The organism is Stutzerimonas sp. FeSN7 (genome assembly GCF_030263795.1).
GTDB classification, from domain to species: domain Bacteria; phylum Pseudomonadota; class Gammaproteobacteria; order Pseudomonadales; family Pseudomonadaceae; genus Stutzerimonas; species Stutzerimonas stutzeri.
Genome location: NZ_JARPMN010000001.1, coordinates 1320487 through 1335161, shown reverse-complemented (window position 1 = coordinate 1335161; position 14675 = coordinate 1320487). Strand labels below are relative to the sequence as shown.

16 protein-coding genes and 2 tRNA genes are annotated in these 14675 nt (G+C 63.8%); 9 read left to right on the top strand and 9 right to left on the bottom strand.

Translation table 11 applies throughout. From position 1 onward, the window contains the following. Positions 1-136: 136 nt before the first annotated feature. The 5 genes from P5703_RS06190 (at position 137) to P5703_RS06170 (ending at position 4644) form a co-directional block, all read left to right on the top strand. On the top strand, positions 137-886 hold the full coding sequence (locus P5703_RS06190) for a 5-oxoprolinase subunit PxpA (RefSeq protein ID WP_020307085.1): 750 nt from the start codon (positions 137-139) through the stop codon (positions 884-886). Beyond that, on the top strand, positions 883-1590 hold the full coding sequence (gene pxpB / locus P5703_RS06185) for a 5-oxoprolinase subunit PxpB (RefSeq protein ID WP_084900487.1): 708 nt from the start codon (positions 883-885) through the stop codon (positions 1588-1590). Before P5703_RS06190 ends, pxpB begins: the two co-directional genes overlap by 4 nt. Then, positions 1587-2513 carry a 5-oxoprolinase subunit C family protein gene (locus tag P5703_RS06180; protein WP_285585851.1) on the top strand — a complete coding sequence of 309 codons (927 nt, stop codon included), beginning with the start codon at positions 1587-1589 and terminating at the stop codon, positions 2511-2513. Before pxpB ends, P5703_RS06180 begins: the two co-directional genes overlap by 4 nt. A 5-nt stretch (positions 2514-2518) precedes the next feature. After that, positions 2519-3316, top strand: coding sequence for a putative hydro-lyase (locus P5703_RS06175; protein WP_011913871.1), 798 nt, complete (start codon positions 2519-2521; stop codon positions 3314-3316). A gap of 107 nt (positions 3317-3423) precedes the next feature. Further along, positions 3424-4644, top strand: a complete 1221-nt coding sequence (locus tag P5703_RS06170) for an NRAMP family divalent metal transporter (RefSeq protein WP_014597194.1) — start codon at positions 3424-3426, stop codon at positions 4642-4644. A gap of 21 nt (positions 4645-4665) precedes the next feature. Here P5703_RS06170 and P5703_RS06165 read toward each other — a convergent pair whose 3' ends face one another. Beyond that, positions 4666-5205 (bottom strand): YaeQ family protein, encoded by a 540-nt coding sequence (locus P5703_RS06165; RefSeq protein WP_011913873.1) that lies wholly within the window; start codon positions 5203-5205, stop codon positions 4666-4668. A 41-nt stretch (positions 5206-5246) separates the two neighbouring features. Next, positions 5247-6437: a GGDEF domain-containing protein gene (locus P5703_RS06160; protein WP_279640993.1), complete on the bottom strand. Its 1191-nt coding sequence runs from the start codon at positions 6435-6437 to the stop codon at positions 5247-5249. A gap of 258 nt (positions 6438-6695) precedes the next feature. Between P5703_RS06160 and P5703_RS06155 the strand changes: the two genes are divergently transcribed. The 3 genes from P5703_RS06155 (at position 6696) to bfr (ending at position 8891) form a co-directional block, all read left to right on the top strand. After that, positions 6696-6914: a bacterioferritin-associated ferredoxin gene (locus P5703_RS06155; RefSeq protein ID WP_014597196.1), complete on the top strand. Its 219-nt coding sequence runs from the start codon at positions 6696-6698 to the stop codon at positions 6912-6914. A 142-nt stretch (positions 6915-7056) separates the two neighbouring features. Next, on the top strand, positions 7057-8259 hold the full coding sequence (locus P5703_RS06150) for an ISL3 family transposase (RefSeq protein WP_161612779.1): 1203 nt from the start codon (positions 7057-7059) through the stop codon (positions 8257-8259). Between the two features lie 161 nt (positions 8260-8420). Continuing rightward, a complete protein-coding gene (gene bfr, locus P5703_RS06145; protein WP_011913876.1) occupies positions 8421-8891 on the top strand; it encodes a bacterioferritin in 471 nt (156 codons plus the stop codon). Between the two features lie 70 nt (positions 8892-8961). Here bfr and bamJ read toward each other — a convergent pair whose 3' ends face one another. The 3 genes from bamJ to P5703_RS06130 all read right to left on the bottom strand — a co-directional run bounded on the left by bamJ (position 8962) and on the right by P5703_RS06130 (position 10118). Then, positions 8962-9696, bottom strand: a complete 735-nt coding sequence (gene bamJ, locus P5703_RS06140) for a BamJ family beta-barrel-assembly machinery protein (protein WP_011913877.1) — start codon at positions 9694-9696, stop codon at positions 8962-8964. Positions 9697-9952: 256 nt separating this feature from the next. Continuing rightward, a tRNA-Asp gene (locus P5703_RS06135) sits at positions 9953-10029 on the bottom strand. Positions 10030-10042: 13 nt separating this feature from the next. Continuing rightward, positions 10043-10118, bottom strand: a tRNA-Val gene (locus P5703_RS06130). Positions 10119-10333: 215 nt separating this feature from the next. On the opposite strand from P5703_RS06130, the gene rdgC reads away from it, so the two are divergent. After that, positions 10334-11254 (top strand): recombination-associated protein RdgC, encoded by a 921-nt coding sequence (gene rdgC / locus P5703_RS06125; RefSeq protein ID WP_045158807.1) that lies wholly within the window; start codon positions 10334-10336, stop codon positions 11252-11254. A gap of 40 nt (positions 11255-11294) precedes the next feature. On the opposite strand, the gene P5703_RS06120 is transcribed toward rdgC, so the two are convergent. From P5703_RS06120 to P5703_RS06105, 4 genes are all read right to left on the bottom strand, one after another. Continuing rightward, positions 11295-12704 (bottom strand): MFS transporter, encoded by a 1410-nt coding sequence (locus P5703_RS06120; protein WP_068506268.1) that lies wholly within the window; start codon positions 12702-12704, stop codon positions 11295-11297. Further along, positions 12701-13027: an AzlD domain-containing protein gene (locus P5703_RS06115; RefSeq protein ID WP_011913880.1), complete on the bottom strand. Its 327-nt coding sequence runs from the start codon at positions 13025-13027 to the stop codon at positions 12701-12703. The genes P5703_RS06120 and P5703_RS06115 overlap by 4 nt, the downstream gene beginning before the upstream one ends. Continuing rightward, the gene (locus P5703_RS06110) at positions 13024-13740 is read right to left on the bottom strand and encodes an AzlC family ABC transporter permease (RefSeq protein ID WP_011913881.1); all 717 of its coding nucleotides are present in this window, start codon (positions 13738-13740) and stop codon (positions 13024-13026) included. The genes P5703_RS06115 and P5703_RS06110 overlap by 4 nt, the downstream gene beginning before the upstream one ends. A 153-nt stretch (positions 13741-13893) precedes the next feature. Further along, a complete protein-coding gene (locus P5703_RS06105; protein ID WP_013983375.1) occupies positions 13894-14454 on the bottom strand; it encodes a GNAT family N-acetyltransferase in 561 nt (186 codons plus the stop codon). Positions 14455-14675 lie beyond the last annotated feature (221 nt).

Below are 14675 nucleotides of genomic sequence, written 5' to 3'. Positions count from 1 at the left end.
GGGCGGCAAGGATACAGCAATGTCCGCGCGGTCACTTCGGAGGTCAACAGGAAAAATACGTTGATAATTTATCGATACTTTATCAGTGTATCGACTTCGACCGCCGCACCGGCCCATCTCGAAAGGAGCAGCCATCGTGAGTCGTCTGTTACTCAATTGCGACATAGGGGAAAGCTTCGGCGCCTGGACCATGGGCCTGGACGCCGAGGTGATGCCGTTCATCGACTGCGCCAATATCGCCTGTGGCTTCCATGCCTCCGATCCGCAGATCATGCGGCGCACCGTCGCGCTGGCGCGCCAGCACGACGTACGCATCGGCGCGCACCCGGCCTATCCGGACCTGGTCGGCTTCGGTCGGCGCTCCATGGCCTGCAGCCCGGCCGAAGTGGAGAACATGCTGCTCTATCAGATCGGTGCGCTCGACGGCATCTGCCGCGCCGAAGGCACGCAGGTCCGCTACGTCAAACCCCACGGCGCGCTCTACAACGACATGATGCGCCAGCCACAGCTGCTGCGCGCGGTCATGACCGCCGTAAAGGCCTACAGTGCCAGCCTGCCGCTGATGCTCATGTCTACCCGCGACAACAGCGAAAGCCAGGCGATGGCGGCGGAAATCGGCATCACACTGTGGTTCGAGGTGTTCGCCGACCGCGCCTACGACGCCGCCGGCATGCTGGTCTCGCGCAACCTGCCGGGTGCCGTGCACCACGATGCCGAAACGGTGGCCGACCAGGCCCTGCGCCTGGCCAAGGGGGAAGCATTGACCGCCAGCGATGGCAGCGCGCTGATCCTGCAGGCCGATACGCTCTGCGTGCACGGCGACAACGCCGGCTCCATCGCCGCTGTGCAGCGCATTCGTCAGGCACTGCAGGCGCTTCCCGCATGACGCCGCGGATCGAGGTGGTCGGCATCGATAGCCTGGTGCTGCGCCTGTTCGATCAGATCGACGAGGACAATATGCCGTGGATGCTGGCCGCCGCTCAGCGTGTGCGGGATGCGTTCGGTGCTGCACTCATCGATCTGGTGCCCTCCTACACCACCCTACTGGTGCAGTACGACCTGGCGCAACTGGACGATCACCAGGCCCGCCAGTATGTGCGGCAGGCTCTCGATGGGCTGGAACCGGCGGCAGCGACGAGTGCCCGTCAGCACGACATACCGGTGTGGTACGACCCGAGCGTCGGCCCGGAACTGCAAGCGCTGGGCGAGCGCAGCGGCCTCGGTGTCGCGGGGGTCATCGAGCGACACAGCACGCACATCTATCAAGTCTTCGCCCTCGGCTTCGCACCCGGCTTTGCCTTTCTCGGGCTGGTCGACGAGCGCCTCGCCAGCCCACGCCTGGCGACGCCGCGCAAGCAGGTGCCGGCCGGCAGTCTGGGCATCGCCGACCGCCAGACCGCCATCTATCCGCTGGTGTCACCGGGCGGCTGGAACCTGATCGGCCGCAGCCCGGTTCGCCTGTTCGACCGCGAACTGGACGGCTTCAGCCTCTGGCAACCCGGCGACCGCGTGCGCTTCGTGCCCATCGAGCGGGCCGAGTTCATCCGTCTCGGCGGCGACGACACGCCCTTCCAGGAGGCCTCCGCATGAGCCTGCTGATCGAACAGGCCGGCGCCCTGGCCACTCTGCAGGACGCCGGCCGCAGCGGCGTTCGCCACCTCGGCGTGACCCAGGGCGGTGCCGTTGACTGGCTGTCCCACGGCTGGGCCAACTGGCTGCTGGGCAACCCGCTGCAGGCCCCCACGGTGGAGATCACCCTCGGCAATTTCAGCCTGCGCGCTCAGACCGATGCCTGCCTCGCACTCTGCGGCGCCGATCTCGGCGCGACGCTCGATGGCGAGCCTCTCATGCCCGGGCGCGCCTTTCGCATCCGGGAAGGTCAGACACTGATCTTCAGTCAACCGCGCCAGGGTGTTCGTGCCTATCTCGCCGCACCCGGCGGTTTCAGCGCACCGGCCGTGCTGGGCAGCTGTGCCACGGTACGCCGTGAGCAGCTCGGTGGGCTGAACGGCGACGGCCAGCCGCTGGCCAAGGGCGACCTACTGCACTGGCGCGGCCACGCCACGACGATGCGCAACCTACCCGAGCAGGCGCTGGTGCCGCTGCCCGGCGCCGGGCTATCGGTGGTAATGGGGGCGCAGATCGGCGATTTCACCGGGCAGAGCCTGTTCGATGCGTTCAACAGCGACTGGACCGTCGATCAGCGCGCCGACCGCATGGGTGTTCGCCTGCTGGGACCGACCCTGCGCTGCGCGCGCTCGGCCATGATCTCCGAAGGCGTGCCGCTGGGCGCTATTCAGGTTCCGGCGGACGGTCAGCCGATCATCCTGCTCAATGACCGCCAGACCATCGGTGGTTACCCGCGCCTTGGCGCACTCACGCCATTGGCAGTCGCGCAGCTGGCCCAATGCATGCCCGGCACCGTGTTGCGCCTGAAGCCGGTGGCGTTGGAACGCGCACAACGCGAGCAGCGGCGACTGCTCGCCAGCTGGCAACGGACCACGACGGAGTGATGGATATGAACCTGACCGCCTACCGAGACCTGTCCCCCGCGGCATTGCGCGAGCGGATTCGCCAGGGCGAATTCGACGGCCCGACCGCCGGGCTGGCCAATGGCTATGCCCAGGCCAATCTCATGATCGTGCGGCGTGAGCTGGCCTACGACTTCCTGCTGTTCTGCCAGCGCAACCCCAAACCCTGCCCGCTGCTGGACGTCACCGACCCGGGGAGCTTCGAGCCACGGCACGCGGCGCCAGGCGCCGATATCCGCACGGACTTCCCGCGCTACCGCATCTACCGCAATGGCGAACTCGATCAGGAGGTGCAGGACATCACGCCCTTCTGGGAGGACGACATGGTGGCCTTCCTCATCGGCTGCAGCTTCAGTTTCGAGGCTGCACTGCTGGCCAATGGCGTGCCAGTCAGGCACATCGAGGACGGCCACAACGTCCCGATGTACCGCACCAACATCGCCTGCCAGCCCGCCGGCGGCCTGAGCGGGCCGATGGTGGTGAGCATGCGGCCGATGCCTGCGAACAAGGTGGTGCGCGCCGTGCAGGTCACATCGCGATTTCCCTCCGTGCATGGCGCCCCCGTGCATGTCGGCGACCCGCGACTGCTGGGCATTGCAGACCTGGCCAAACCGGATTTCGGTGAGCCATCCGAGCTGCGCGAAGGCGAGGTCCCGGTGTTCTGGGCCTGTGGCGTGACGCCCCAGGCGGTGGCGATGCAGGCCCGGCCGGAGCTGGTCATCACCCACGCGCCAGGGCACATGTTCATCACCGACCTGCGCGACGAACAGCTGGGGGTGATCTGACCCGACACGGTTTTGCGCTTCACCAAACAACAACAATCTTGCCGGGCACTCGCTGCACGGCTGCATTCCCCTACCTGCCCCAACGCCAAGAAAAAAGAAGGTATCCAATGCAACCTACGCAAGCCGAACGAGCCACACCCTCCCAGCGCAACGTGCTTCGCGGCGCCATCTTCATCATGGCGACCTCGTCCATCGGTCCGGCCTTTCTGACCCAGACCTCGCTGTTCACCGAGAAATACCTGGCGAGCTTCGCCTTTGCCATTCTGGTCTCGCTGCTGATCGATATCGGCGCCCAGCTCAACATCTGGCGGATCATCACCGTCGCCAACCTGCGCGGCCAGGATGTCGCCAACCGGGTGATCCCCGGCGTCGGCCACCTGATCTCGGCCTTCATCGTGCTTGGCGGCATCGCCTTCAACATCGGCAACATCGGCGGTGCCGGGCTGGCCATGAACGTCATCTTCGGCATCCCGCCAGTGATCGGCTCGCTGATCGCCGCGGTGCTGATCATCGGCATCTTCCTGCTGCGCAATGCCAAGGGCGTAATGGATTCGGTGATGCAGGTACTGGGGCTGGTGATGCTCTGCATGATCGGCTACGCCATGCTGCAGTCGAGCCCACCGCTGCTCGAGGCAGTCAATCGCAGCTTCAACCCGGACGATCCGCTGATCCTGTTGCTGCCGATCGTGACCCTGGTGGGCGGTACCGTTGGCGGCTACATCTCGTTCTCCGGCGGGCACCGGCTGGTAGAAGCCGGCATCACTGGCGTCGAGAACGTCAGGCTGGTCACCCGAGCGGCGGTCACCGGCATCGCTACTACCGGCGTTGTGCGCATCTGCCTGTTCCTGGCCGCGCTCGGCGTCGTCAGCCAGGGGCTCAGCCTCGATCCGAGCAACCCTGCCGCTTCGGTGTTCTCCCACTCGATGGGCACGGTCGGCTACAAGATCTTCGGCGTGGTACTGCTGGCCGCCTCGGTGTCATCGGTGATCGGCGCCGCCTACACCAGCGTCACCTTCATGTACTCGTTGCACGACAGCATCCGCCGCCACAACCAGCGTATGGTGATCGGCTTCATCGCCTGCTCGACGCTCATCTACAGCCTGGTCGGACAGCCGGTGAAGGTTCTGGTGGTGGCGGGCACGCTGAATGCCCTGGTGCTGCCGCTGGCGCTGGGCTGCGTGCTGCTGGCGTCACGCAAGCCGGCAATCGTCGGCGACCGGTATCGCCACCCGACCTGGATGCTGGTGTTCGGCCTGCTGGCGATGGTGGCCACGGCGGTTGGGGTGGTGATGTCGCTCAACGCCCTGCTGGAATTCTGGCAGTCCTGACCGCCACGTACGCGAGCGCGATCAGCGCTCGCCGAGCAGCCAGCCGAGCGATACCTCGAACTGGCCGCGTTCGTCGGTGATGAACAAGGTGCCGTCGCTGATCATCACGCCCCACTGCAGGCTACGCGGCAGGTCCTTGACCAGCGCGGCCAGCGCCTCGGAGTCGATGCTGGCGATAGACAGGTTCTTCAGCCCCTTCACCGCATCGATCACCTTGCTCTGCCAGACCCGCAGGTTGCCGTACGCCAGCAGGCTGACGCGCTCGGCACGTCGCGAACACCAGGTCAGACGCTCGGCATCCGGCTGGCCGACCTCGATCCAGTGGAGGATGCGGCCATCCAGGCTCTTCTCCCACAGTGCCGGCTCATCCACATCGGACAACCCGCGGCCGAACGCCAACTGCTCGCTGTACCACAATGCATAGGCGATCAGACGCACACCCAGACGTTCCTCGGTTTCCGAGGGGTGCCTGGCTACCGTGAAGCGCAGGTTTTCATAGACGCCACGGTCCAGGTCCGTGAGATTCAACTCGACTTTGTAGGGTGTCGCTTGCAGGGCCATGAGGCGGGCTTCTTGGTCGGAAAAAAGGCAGGCAGTCTAACTCAAAGCCCGAACCCGGGCGCACCGCGGGTAAGCGCTGCGCCGTCCTGGGCCTCGGCGTCACCATTCGCCAGGCGAGTGCAGTTGCGCCCGGCCGCCTTGGCGGCATAGAGCGCCCGGTCCGCCTGCGCCATCAGCTCGTCGAGTTCGTAGCGGGAGGTGGTGGTCGCCACGCCTATGCTTACACTCAGCTGCCCCTGCTCGGCGAAGGGCATGGCGGCGAACTCGCCGCGAATACGCTCGGCTACCTCGCGGCCGATAAGCGCATCGGCATCAGCCAGCAGACAGGCGAATTCCTCTCCGCCGATCCGCCCGAACACGTCCTGACGTCGCATTCGCCGGGCAATCACCTGGCCGAAGTCGATCAGCGCACGATCGCCGGCCTGATGACCGAAGGTGTCGTTGAGCCGCTTGAAGAAATCCAGATCGCAGAGCAGCAGCGTCACCGGCTCGCCGCGCGCACGACAGCGCTGCAGCAGGGCCTGCCCGGCATCGATGAAAGAGCGTCGGTTGCCGATGCCGGTGAGCGGATCACTGAGCGAGGCGTGCCGATACTGCTGCTCGGCACGCTCGCGAACCATCGCCAGGGTGACGAAGGAAATGCCGATGGCATAGAGCAACGTCTCGAAGATCACGAAGGCAAAGAAGCTCACCTGATCGGCGTCACCGAACGGCTGACCGCGGTCGACCACCACGCGCAGCAGATAGAACGATACGTGAAGCAGCATCAGGCCCATGGCCGGCCGCAGCGAAACCGATAGGCGCTGCCGGCTGCGCCAGAGCTCGGACATCGCAAGCAGGGTGTAGACGACCGTCAGCGCCGAAGCCAGCAATAGCCGCGCGGTCAGGGATGAATAAAACGCAGGCACCAGGCACAGCCCGCCCCATAGCAGCGCCCCGGCCAATATTCCGGGCAGGTGCGGCGGTCGACCGACGAACGTGCGCATCGCCGTCCAGTTCATGGCCAGCGCGAGCTGGAGGGCGATGTTGCCGAGCACGATCGGCACTACGTCGATCCCCATTCCGCGCAGACAGCCGAGCACGGTCGAAACCGTCCCGAACAGCAGCATCAGGCAGGTGAAGCCCAGCGTCGCATCACGCTGCCCGCTGCGCCAGGCGAAGAACATCAGCACGCGAAGCAGGAGCAGCACATATATATCCACCAGCGTCAGGGTGGGAACGCTCAGATGCACAGCGCGGCTCCGTAGGGACGGCCTTGTCCCGCGTCAGGCGCGGGCAACAGGCAGGTTCAGAAAGGCAGGCAGTTTACGTCCCCGCCCTACGCGGAGCCAGCTGACGCCGACGGACGCCGGCCCTCGCAGGGCATGGCAATCGCGGCGGCGGCACATTGTTCGAGTGCCTGTCATCGGCCAGCCGACGAACGATCTTTGACAATTATTCTCATTCTGATTAGCATCACTCCCGTCAACGAATTCAACGGGTAGTGCTCTATGTACGTCTGTCTTTGCCAGGGTGTCACCGACGGCCAGATTCGCGATGCCATCTACGAGGGCTGCTGCAGCTATCGTGAGGTTCGCGAAGCGACCGGCGTCGCCACCCAGTGCGGCAAATGCGCATGCGTCGCCAAGCAGGTCGTTCGCGAAACGCTCAGCGACGTGCAGAACGCCCAGGCGGCCCTGGCCTACCCCGCGAGCTTTGTTCAGGCTTGACAGACTGAAGCCTTGAAGGCCGGGCCCTGCCCGGCTTTTTTTTGGTTCTTCGCGGACTCTGGGGGAAGAGCGAGTTGACAGTCAGGGAAGCAGGTAAATTGGTAGTCGCCAAACCAACCATCCACCTGTCCCTGCTGTCGCCGTGCATCCTATTGATCTTGCCTCGTTCTGGCCAGGCTATGACGCCGTTGCCTGCCGTTCATCCGCCAACAACTCCCTTCTGATTGAGCTTGAGCCTCAAGCCGGTTCAGTGCCCAGGTGCGGGCGTTGTGGTCAGCTCAGCCCGTTGATTCACGAGCGCCGGATTCGTCTGGTGCGCGATCGTGATCTGTTCGATCAGCGCGTCTTGCTTCAACTACCCGTGCGCCGAGTCGATTGCCTGAGTTGTGGGCGGGTGACCGAGCGGATCGACTGGCTGGAGCCTGCATCTCGCCTGACCCGGCGGTTACGGGTCTGGCTCGAAAGCCTGCTGCGGCTGCTGCCGATCAGCCACGTCAGCCAGCTCACCGGCCTGCACTGGCACACCCTCAAAACGCTCGATAAACGACGCCTTCAAGCCGAGGTAGGCACCTTCGATTCAAGCGGTGTCCGCCGGTTGGTGATGGACGAGTTCGCCCTGCACAAGGGGCATCGCTATGCCACGGTCATCATGGACGCCGAGCGAACGCGGGTGTTGTGGGTCGGCCACGGCAACAGCCGTGAGGCGATCCGCCCGTTCTTTGAATTGCTCGGCGAGCACTGCCAGCAGATTGAGGCGGTGGCCATGGACATGAACACGGCTTTCGACCTGGAGGTGAAGAAGCATTGCCCGCAAGCCGAAGTGGTGTACGACCTGTTTCACGTCGTCGCGCGCTACGGTCGGGATGTGATCGACCGTATCCGGGTTGACCAGGCCAACCTCCTGCGCGAAGACAAGCCGGCACGAAAGGCGGTCAAGCAAAGCCGCTGGCTGCTGCTGCGCAATCGCAACAACCTGAAGGACGGACAAGCCGTGCAGCTTCAAGAACTACTCGCGGCCAACCAGCCGCTGGCTACGGTCTATGTCCTCAAGGATGCGCTGAAGGATGTCTGGTTCGCCCCCAGCGTACGAGAGGGCTGGCGCCGCTGGCGAACCTGGTTGCGGCACGCCCGGGACAGCGGCCTCGCGCCGCTACAGCGATTCGCTCGCAACCTGCGCAAATACGCCCGAGGCATCCTCGCCAGTGCCAACTTCCACATGCATACCAGCGTCCTTGAGGGCGTCAACAACCGCATCAAGGTGATCAAGCGTATGGCCTATGGTTTTCGGGACTCGGAATACTTCTTCCTGAAAATCAAGGCTGCCTTCCCCGGGAAAGCGCGATGAACCTTTTTTTTGCCTGCAAATCAGCCAGTTGCCACACCAGGATGCAGAACGCAACCATTCTCACTAGATTTAGGCTTTTGCATTCAAGGACTTAGGTTTGACAGCTCGCCCGACGCTGGCCAGACTGCATCCATCACCACCGTTCCAGGCAGGCTAACTTCATGAAAGGCGACAAGCTGGTCATTCAGCATCTCAACAAGATCCTCGGCAACGAGCTGGTAGCCATCAACCAGTATTTCCTCCATGCGCGCATGTATGAAGACTGGGGTCTCGGCAAGCTCGGCAAGCACGAGTACGACGAATCCATCGACGAGATGAAGCATGCCGACAAGCTGATCAAGCGCATCCTCTTCCTGGAAGGCCTGCCGAACCTGCAGGATCTCGGCAAGCTGCTGATCGGCGAGAATACCCGCGAAATGCTTGAGTGCGACCTCAAGCTGGAACAGGGTGGCGTACAGGACCTGAAGGTGGCCATTGCCTACTGCGAGAGCGTCGGCGACTACGGCAGCCGCGAGCTGCTGGAAGACATCCTCGAGTCCGAGGAAGAGCACATCGACTGGCTGGAAACGCAGCTGGGCCTGATCGACAAGGTGGGCCTGGAGAACTACCTGCAGTCGCAGATGGACGACTGATCCGCCGGAAACCGACGCAAAGCAAAACGCCCCGATCAGATCGGGGCGTTTTCGTTTCCAGCGGTTCCGTTTACTGCTGCTCGGCGGCCTCGGCAGGCTGCTCGGCTTCGTCGCCCTTGATATCCAGCAGCTCGAGATCGAACACCAGCACCGAATTCGCCGGAATCAGCGGGCTCGGGCTCTGCTCGCCGTAAGCCAGCTCGCTCGGGATGTACAGCTTGAACTTTTCACCGACGTGCATCAGCTGCAGGCCTTCGACCCAACCAGGAATCACGCCGCCAACCGGCAGATCGATCGGACTGCCGCGCTTGATCGAACTGTCGAAGACGGTGCCATCGGTCAGACTGCCTTCGTAGTGAACGGTCACCACGTCGTTCTCGGTCGGCTGACGACCTTCGGCCGACTTGACGACTTCGTACTGCAGGCCGGACTCGGTGGTTTTCACGCCTTCGCGCTTGGCGTTCTCCTCGAGGAACTTCTTGCCCGCCTCGACCGCCTTGGCATTCATCTCGGCCATGCGTTCTTCGGCGCGGGTCTGCAGGAAGGTGAAGGCCTCCATCAGCTGCTCGTCGGTCAGCTTCTGCTCCTTGTTACCGATGGCATCTTCGATGCCCTGCGCCACAGCCTTGGAATCGAGATCATCCATGCCCTCCTGCGCAAGGCTCTTGCCCATGTTCAGGCCGATGCCGTAGGACGCCTTCTGCGCCGGAGTGTCCAGTTTGACACTGGTCTGCGAGTCGCAGCCGGCCAGTACCAGGCCGACCAGGGCGATCGCAGGTGCCAAACGTTGATGTCTCAGTCTCATGCTGTTTCCTTAATTACGCAGTTGGGACTTACCGAAAGCGGATGGCCGAGCTTAGCAGCGCATCCAGGCACTGGCTACCGCGCCTCCCGACCAGGATCGTAAAGAGATGGCAAAGAAAGGAAGCGCGTAGCATTTTGCGGCAGGGGGGCATGAACAGGGACGGCGTGGCATCCCGGAAAAGCAGGCAAAAAAAAACGGCCTATAAGGCCGTTTTCTTCGATGCTTCAGGGCGTTCAGTGTTCCCGTGAAGCTAATATGGCGCAGCGGACGGGACTCGAACCCGCGACCCCCGGCGTGACAGGCCGGTATTCTAACCGACTGAACTACCGCTGCGCTAAACCTCGAGTGGTGGGTGATGACGGGATCGAACCGCCGACCCTCTGCTTGTAAGGCAGATGCTCTCCCAGCTGAGCTAATCACCCGTTTGCTCTCGAAGTGGGGCGCATTCTAGAGAGGGTTCCGAACCTTGGCAACCCCCTTTTGAAAAAAAATTTGCAGAAGTTCCAAGGACTTAGGAAAACCCTGGTTTGCCAGCCATTTTATCCGGCCCGCTGCGCATTAACTTGCTTCAGGGTTGGCCTCAGCCAGCCAGGCAGGAATAATGCGCTCCTTTGTTTCCCCGGAGATCTACCCCGCCATGTGGTTTCGCAATCTGCTCGTATACCGTCTCACCCAGAACGTCGCTCTAGATGCCGAGACTCTCGAAGCTGCACTGGCCGCCAAACCCGCCCGCCCCTGCGCCAGCCAGGAACTGAGCACCTATGGTTTCGTCGCGCCGTTCGGCAAGGGTGAAGACGCCCCGCTGGTGCACGCCAGCCAGGGCTTTCTGCTGATCGCCACGCGCAAGGAAGAACGTATCCTGCCCGGCAGCGTGGTCAAGGATGCAGTGAAGGAGAAGGTCGACGAAATCGAGGCCGAGCAGATGCGCAAGGTCTACAAGAAGGAACGCGACCAGATCAAGGACGAGATCATCCAGGCTTTCCTTCCGCGTGCCTTCATCCGCAAGTCCGGCACCTTCGCCGCGATCGATGCCGAGCGCGGTCTGATCCTGGTCAACTCGGCCAGTCCGAAGAAGGCCGAAGACCTGCTGTCCACCCTGCGTGAAGCGATCGGCTCGCTGCCGGTGCGCCCGCTGACGGTGAAGATCGCGCCCAGCGCCACACTTACCGACTGGGTGAAGACTCAGAAGGCGGCGGACGACTTCTTCGTGCTGGACGAATGCGAACTGCGTGACACCCACGAAGACGGCGGTGTGGTGCGCTGCAAGCGTCAGGACCTGACCAGCGACGAGATCCAGCAGCATATGGAAGCCGGCAAGCAGGTCACCCAGCTGTCCCTGGCGTGGCAGGACAAGCTGTCCTTCGTACTGGACGATAAGCTGATCATCAAGCGCCTGCGCTTCGAGGAACTGCTGCAGGACCAGGCCGAACAGGACGGTGGCGACGACGCGCTCGCCCAGCAGGACGCCAGTTTCCTGCTGATGATGATGACCTTCCGCGAGTTCCTGCCGGCGCTGTTCCAGGCCTTCGGCGGCGAAGAGGTTCCGCAGGGCATCTGACCGCACGGGGCGCCGCGCGGCGCCCCTCCCCCCTTCCGCCTCAGCGCAGGCCGATCTGCGTCAGCAGGATCCCGCCCAGCCGCTGGCCCAGCGCCCAGAGCAGGAAGCGCTCGATGAACTCCGGTGCATCGATGAACAGCGCACCGCAGACCAGCACGCTGAGCAGCGAGACGACCAGGAACAGCTGCGGTATCGACAGTTTCAGCACGACCAGCAGCACGATCGCGATGATCGCCGAGCCGACCATGAACAGCGCGTTGAGAATATTGTTCGCCGCCACCACCCGCGAACGCTCGTGCACCACGCTGCGCGACTGAATCAGCGCATACAGCGGGACGATGTACAGGCCGCCGAAGATTCCCAGCCCGAGGATGTCCATCAATACCCACCAGGCCGACGGCTCGCCCAGCAGTGCCAGCCAGTCCACACTGGCTGCAGGCTGCGGATGCGCGCCGGCATGCCACCAGAGCAGCCCACCACACAGGCTCAGGCCGATCGCCCCGAACGGAACCAGGCCGATTTCAACGTGATGCCGTGACAGCCGCTCGCATAGCAGGGAGCCCAGCGCGATGCCTACCGAGAACAGGGTGAGGATCAGCGTCACCACGCTTTCATCGCCACCCAGGTAGTCCTTGGAGAAGGCCGGGATCTGGGTCAGGTAGGTGGCACCGAGAAACCAGAACCAGGAATTGCCCAGCATGGCCCGTGACACGGCGCGCTGCTGGCCGAAGCCCAGCCGCAGAATCCGCCACGACTGGCGCAGCACGCGCCAGTCCATATGTAAGGTTGGCAAGGCGGCCGTCGCGGCGGGAATCGCGAGACTGGCCAGGTACCCGACCAGGGCGATCAGCACCACGCTGAGTGCCACCCACTCGGCATAGGCGTCGCTCGCCATCAGCACACCCGCACCGATGGTGCCGCCGAGAATGGCCAGAAATGTCCCCATTTCAACCAGCGCGTTGCCGCCGACCAGTTCGTCCTCCGTCAGTTGCTGCGGCAGTATCGAATACTTGACCGGGCCGAACAGCGCCGACTGGGTGCCCATGCAGAACAGCACCACCAGCAGCAGCGGCAGGTTGCCCAGCAGCATCCCCAGGGCACCGGCCAGCATGATGAGGATTTCGGCGAACTTGATCCGACGGATCAGCACGGCCTTCTCGAAGCGTTCACCCAACTGCCCGCCCAGCGCGGAAAAGAGAAAGAACGGCAGAATGAACAGCAGAGCACAGAGATTGATCAGCAGGCTCTTGTCGGCGGTCGTACCGAGCTTGAACAGAATCGCCAGGATCAGGGCTTGCTTGAACACGTTGTCGTTGAATGCGCCCAGCAGCTGGGTACAGAAGAACGGCAGAAACCGGCGCTTGCCAAGCAGACGGAACTGCGAGCGTGGCGCCTGGGCACTTCCGACCGGCGCCGTTCGCGCAGCAGTTCTCGACGACTCGCCGCTCATATCGGCAACTGCCCGAGCGCCCAGCGCAGCGCGAAGAAGCTCAGCAGACCGCCGGCAATGGTCGCCAGCAGGTTGCGACTGACCGCGGCGATGGCGATAGCCAGCAGCCCGGCCAGCAGGTAAGCGTTGTCCCAGCTCAGTGCCCACTGCCCGTCCGGCAGCAGCATTCCGGGCACCACGATGGCGGTCAGTACCGCCACCGGCACGTAATGCAGGCCCTGTTCGATGGCGCGCGGAAAGCGCAGATCAGGCCAGGCGAAGAAGCTGTAGCGGATCACGAAGGTGATTGCCAGCATGCCGAGGATCAGCAGCCAGGTATTCATAGCGCCCCCTGCAGTCGCGCAGCGGTTTCGGCCCGGCGCTCCAGCCATACACCGATGACGATTCCCGCCAGCGCGGCGGCAATCAGCCCTAGCTTGTAGGGCAGTTCCCAGGTCAGCAGCGCCACGCCGCCAGCGACCACTGCCGACGCCACCTGTGGGCGCGTTCGCATCATCGGCACAGCGATGCCAATGAAGGTGGCGATCATGGCGAAGTCCAGTCCCCAACGGGCGATATCCGGCACGGCCTGGCCGAAGGCGACGCCGACCAGTGTGGAAAGCTGCCAGTTGAGATACATCGTCAGCGCGGCGCCGAGAAAGTACCAGTGCTTGTACGGCGACGCATCGTCCCTGGCATAGCGGTTCTGCACCACGGCGAACGCTTCGTCCGTCAGCCAGAAGGCCAGGGGCACGCGCCAACGCCCAGGCAGGTGCCTCACGAACGGCTGCAGCGCCGCGCTGTACAGCGCATGCCGCAGGTTCACCACGAAGGTCGTCAGCAGCACCACCGCCGCACCGACCCCACCGGTGATCAGGGTAATGGCGATGAACTGCGCCGAGCCGGCGAAGACCAGCGCCGACATGCCCATGGTCTGCCAGCCGGACAGGCCGGCGCCCACCGCCAGGGTGCCGAAGATGATGCCGAACGGGATCGCACCGAGGATCAAGGGCAATATGTCACGGCAACCATGGACGAACTCTTGCGAGCGGGACATCGGAACTCCTGTAGACCTCATGGCGAGAATCCTACACGCCTCGTCAGACGACGGCATGACAGCCAAGGAACCCCGCATGATTCGAGCCGCTGTGCGGCAAAGCAGCGCACGATAACCGAACTGATGGCGCCAGGCGAAGCTCCGCCCGGGCAGTCAGTCGGCCGCCAGGCGCTGCCGGACCTGCGGCCAGTCGCGGTCGGTGATGCTGTACAGCACGGTGTCATCCAGCCGACCGTCGGCCAGCCGCCGATGGTTGCGCAGCAGCCCCTCGCGCTCGGCACCGAGCTTCTCGATGGCCCGCTGCGAGCGCAGGTTGCTGGCGGCGGTCTTCAGCTGCAGACGCACCAGCTGCCACTCCTCGAAGGCGTGCCGCAGCAGGAGGAACTTGATCGAGGTGTTCAGGCCGGTGCCATGCTCCGCCTGGTCCAGCCAGGTCCAGCCCAGCTCGGCGGCTGGCAGGCCGATGTTGAAGTCGGCGAAGCGCGTGGTGCCGATCAGTCGGTCGGCCATCCGCACGCTGAACACCACCGCCCGCCCCTCACGCTGCTCGGCCAGCGCGTGGCGATACCAGTCCGGGCGCAACGGCCCGTTCATGTAAACCAGCTCTGCACGGTTGCGTTCTGCCAGCGCGACGAGTTCAGGGATATCCGCCTCCATCAGCGGCTCCAGGCGCAGCGCACCACGCTGCAGGGTTACCGGGCGCGGGGTAAGCATGACATTCTCCTGTGATCGGTAGGTACGGACCGGCGATGCCGAGACAGTAACCCAGGGTGGACGCGATGCCGTGGCCGGCGGACAGCCGGTGATGGTGCTGGCAGGCCCGTGCTAGACACATGCGACCTTGGTCGCAACCCTGCACACGGGGCGTGCCATTGCTGCGAAACTTCGCCAATCCTCATATTAAAGAGTCGCCAGAGCTGATTGAATTCGGCGCC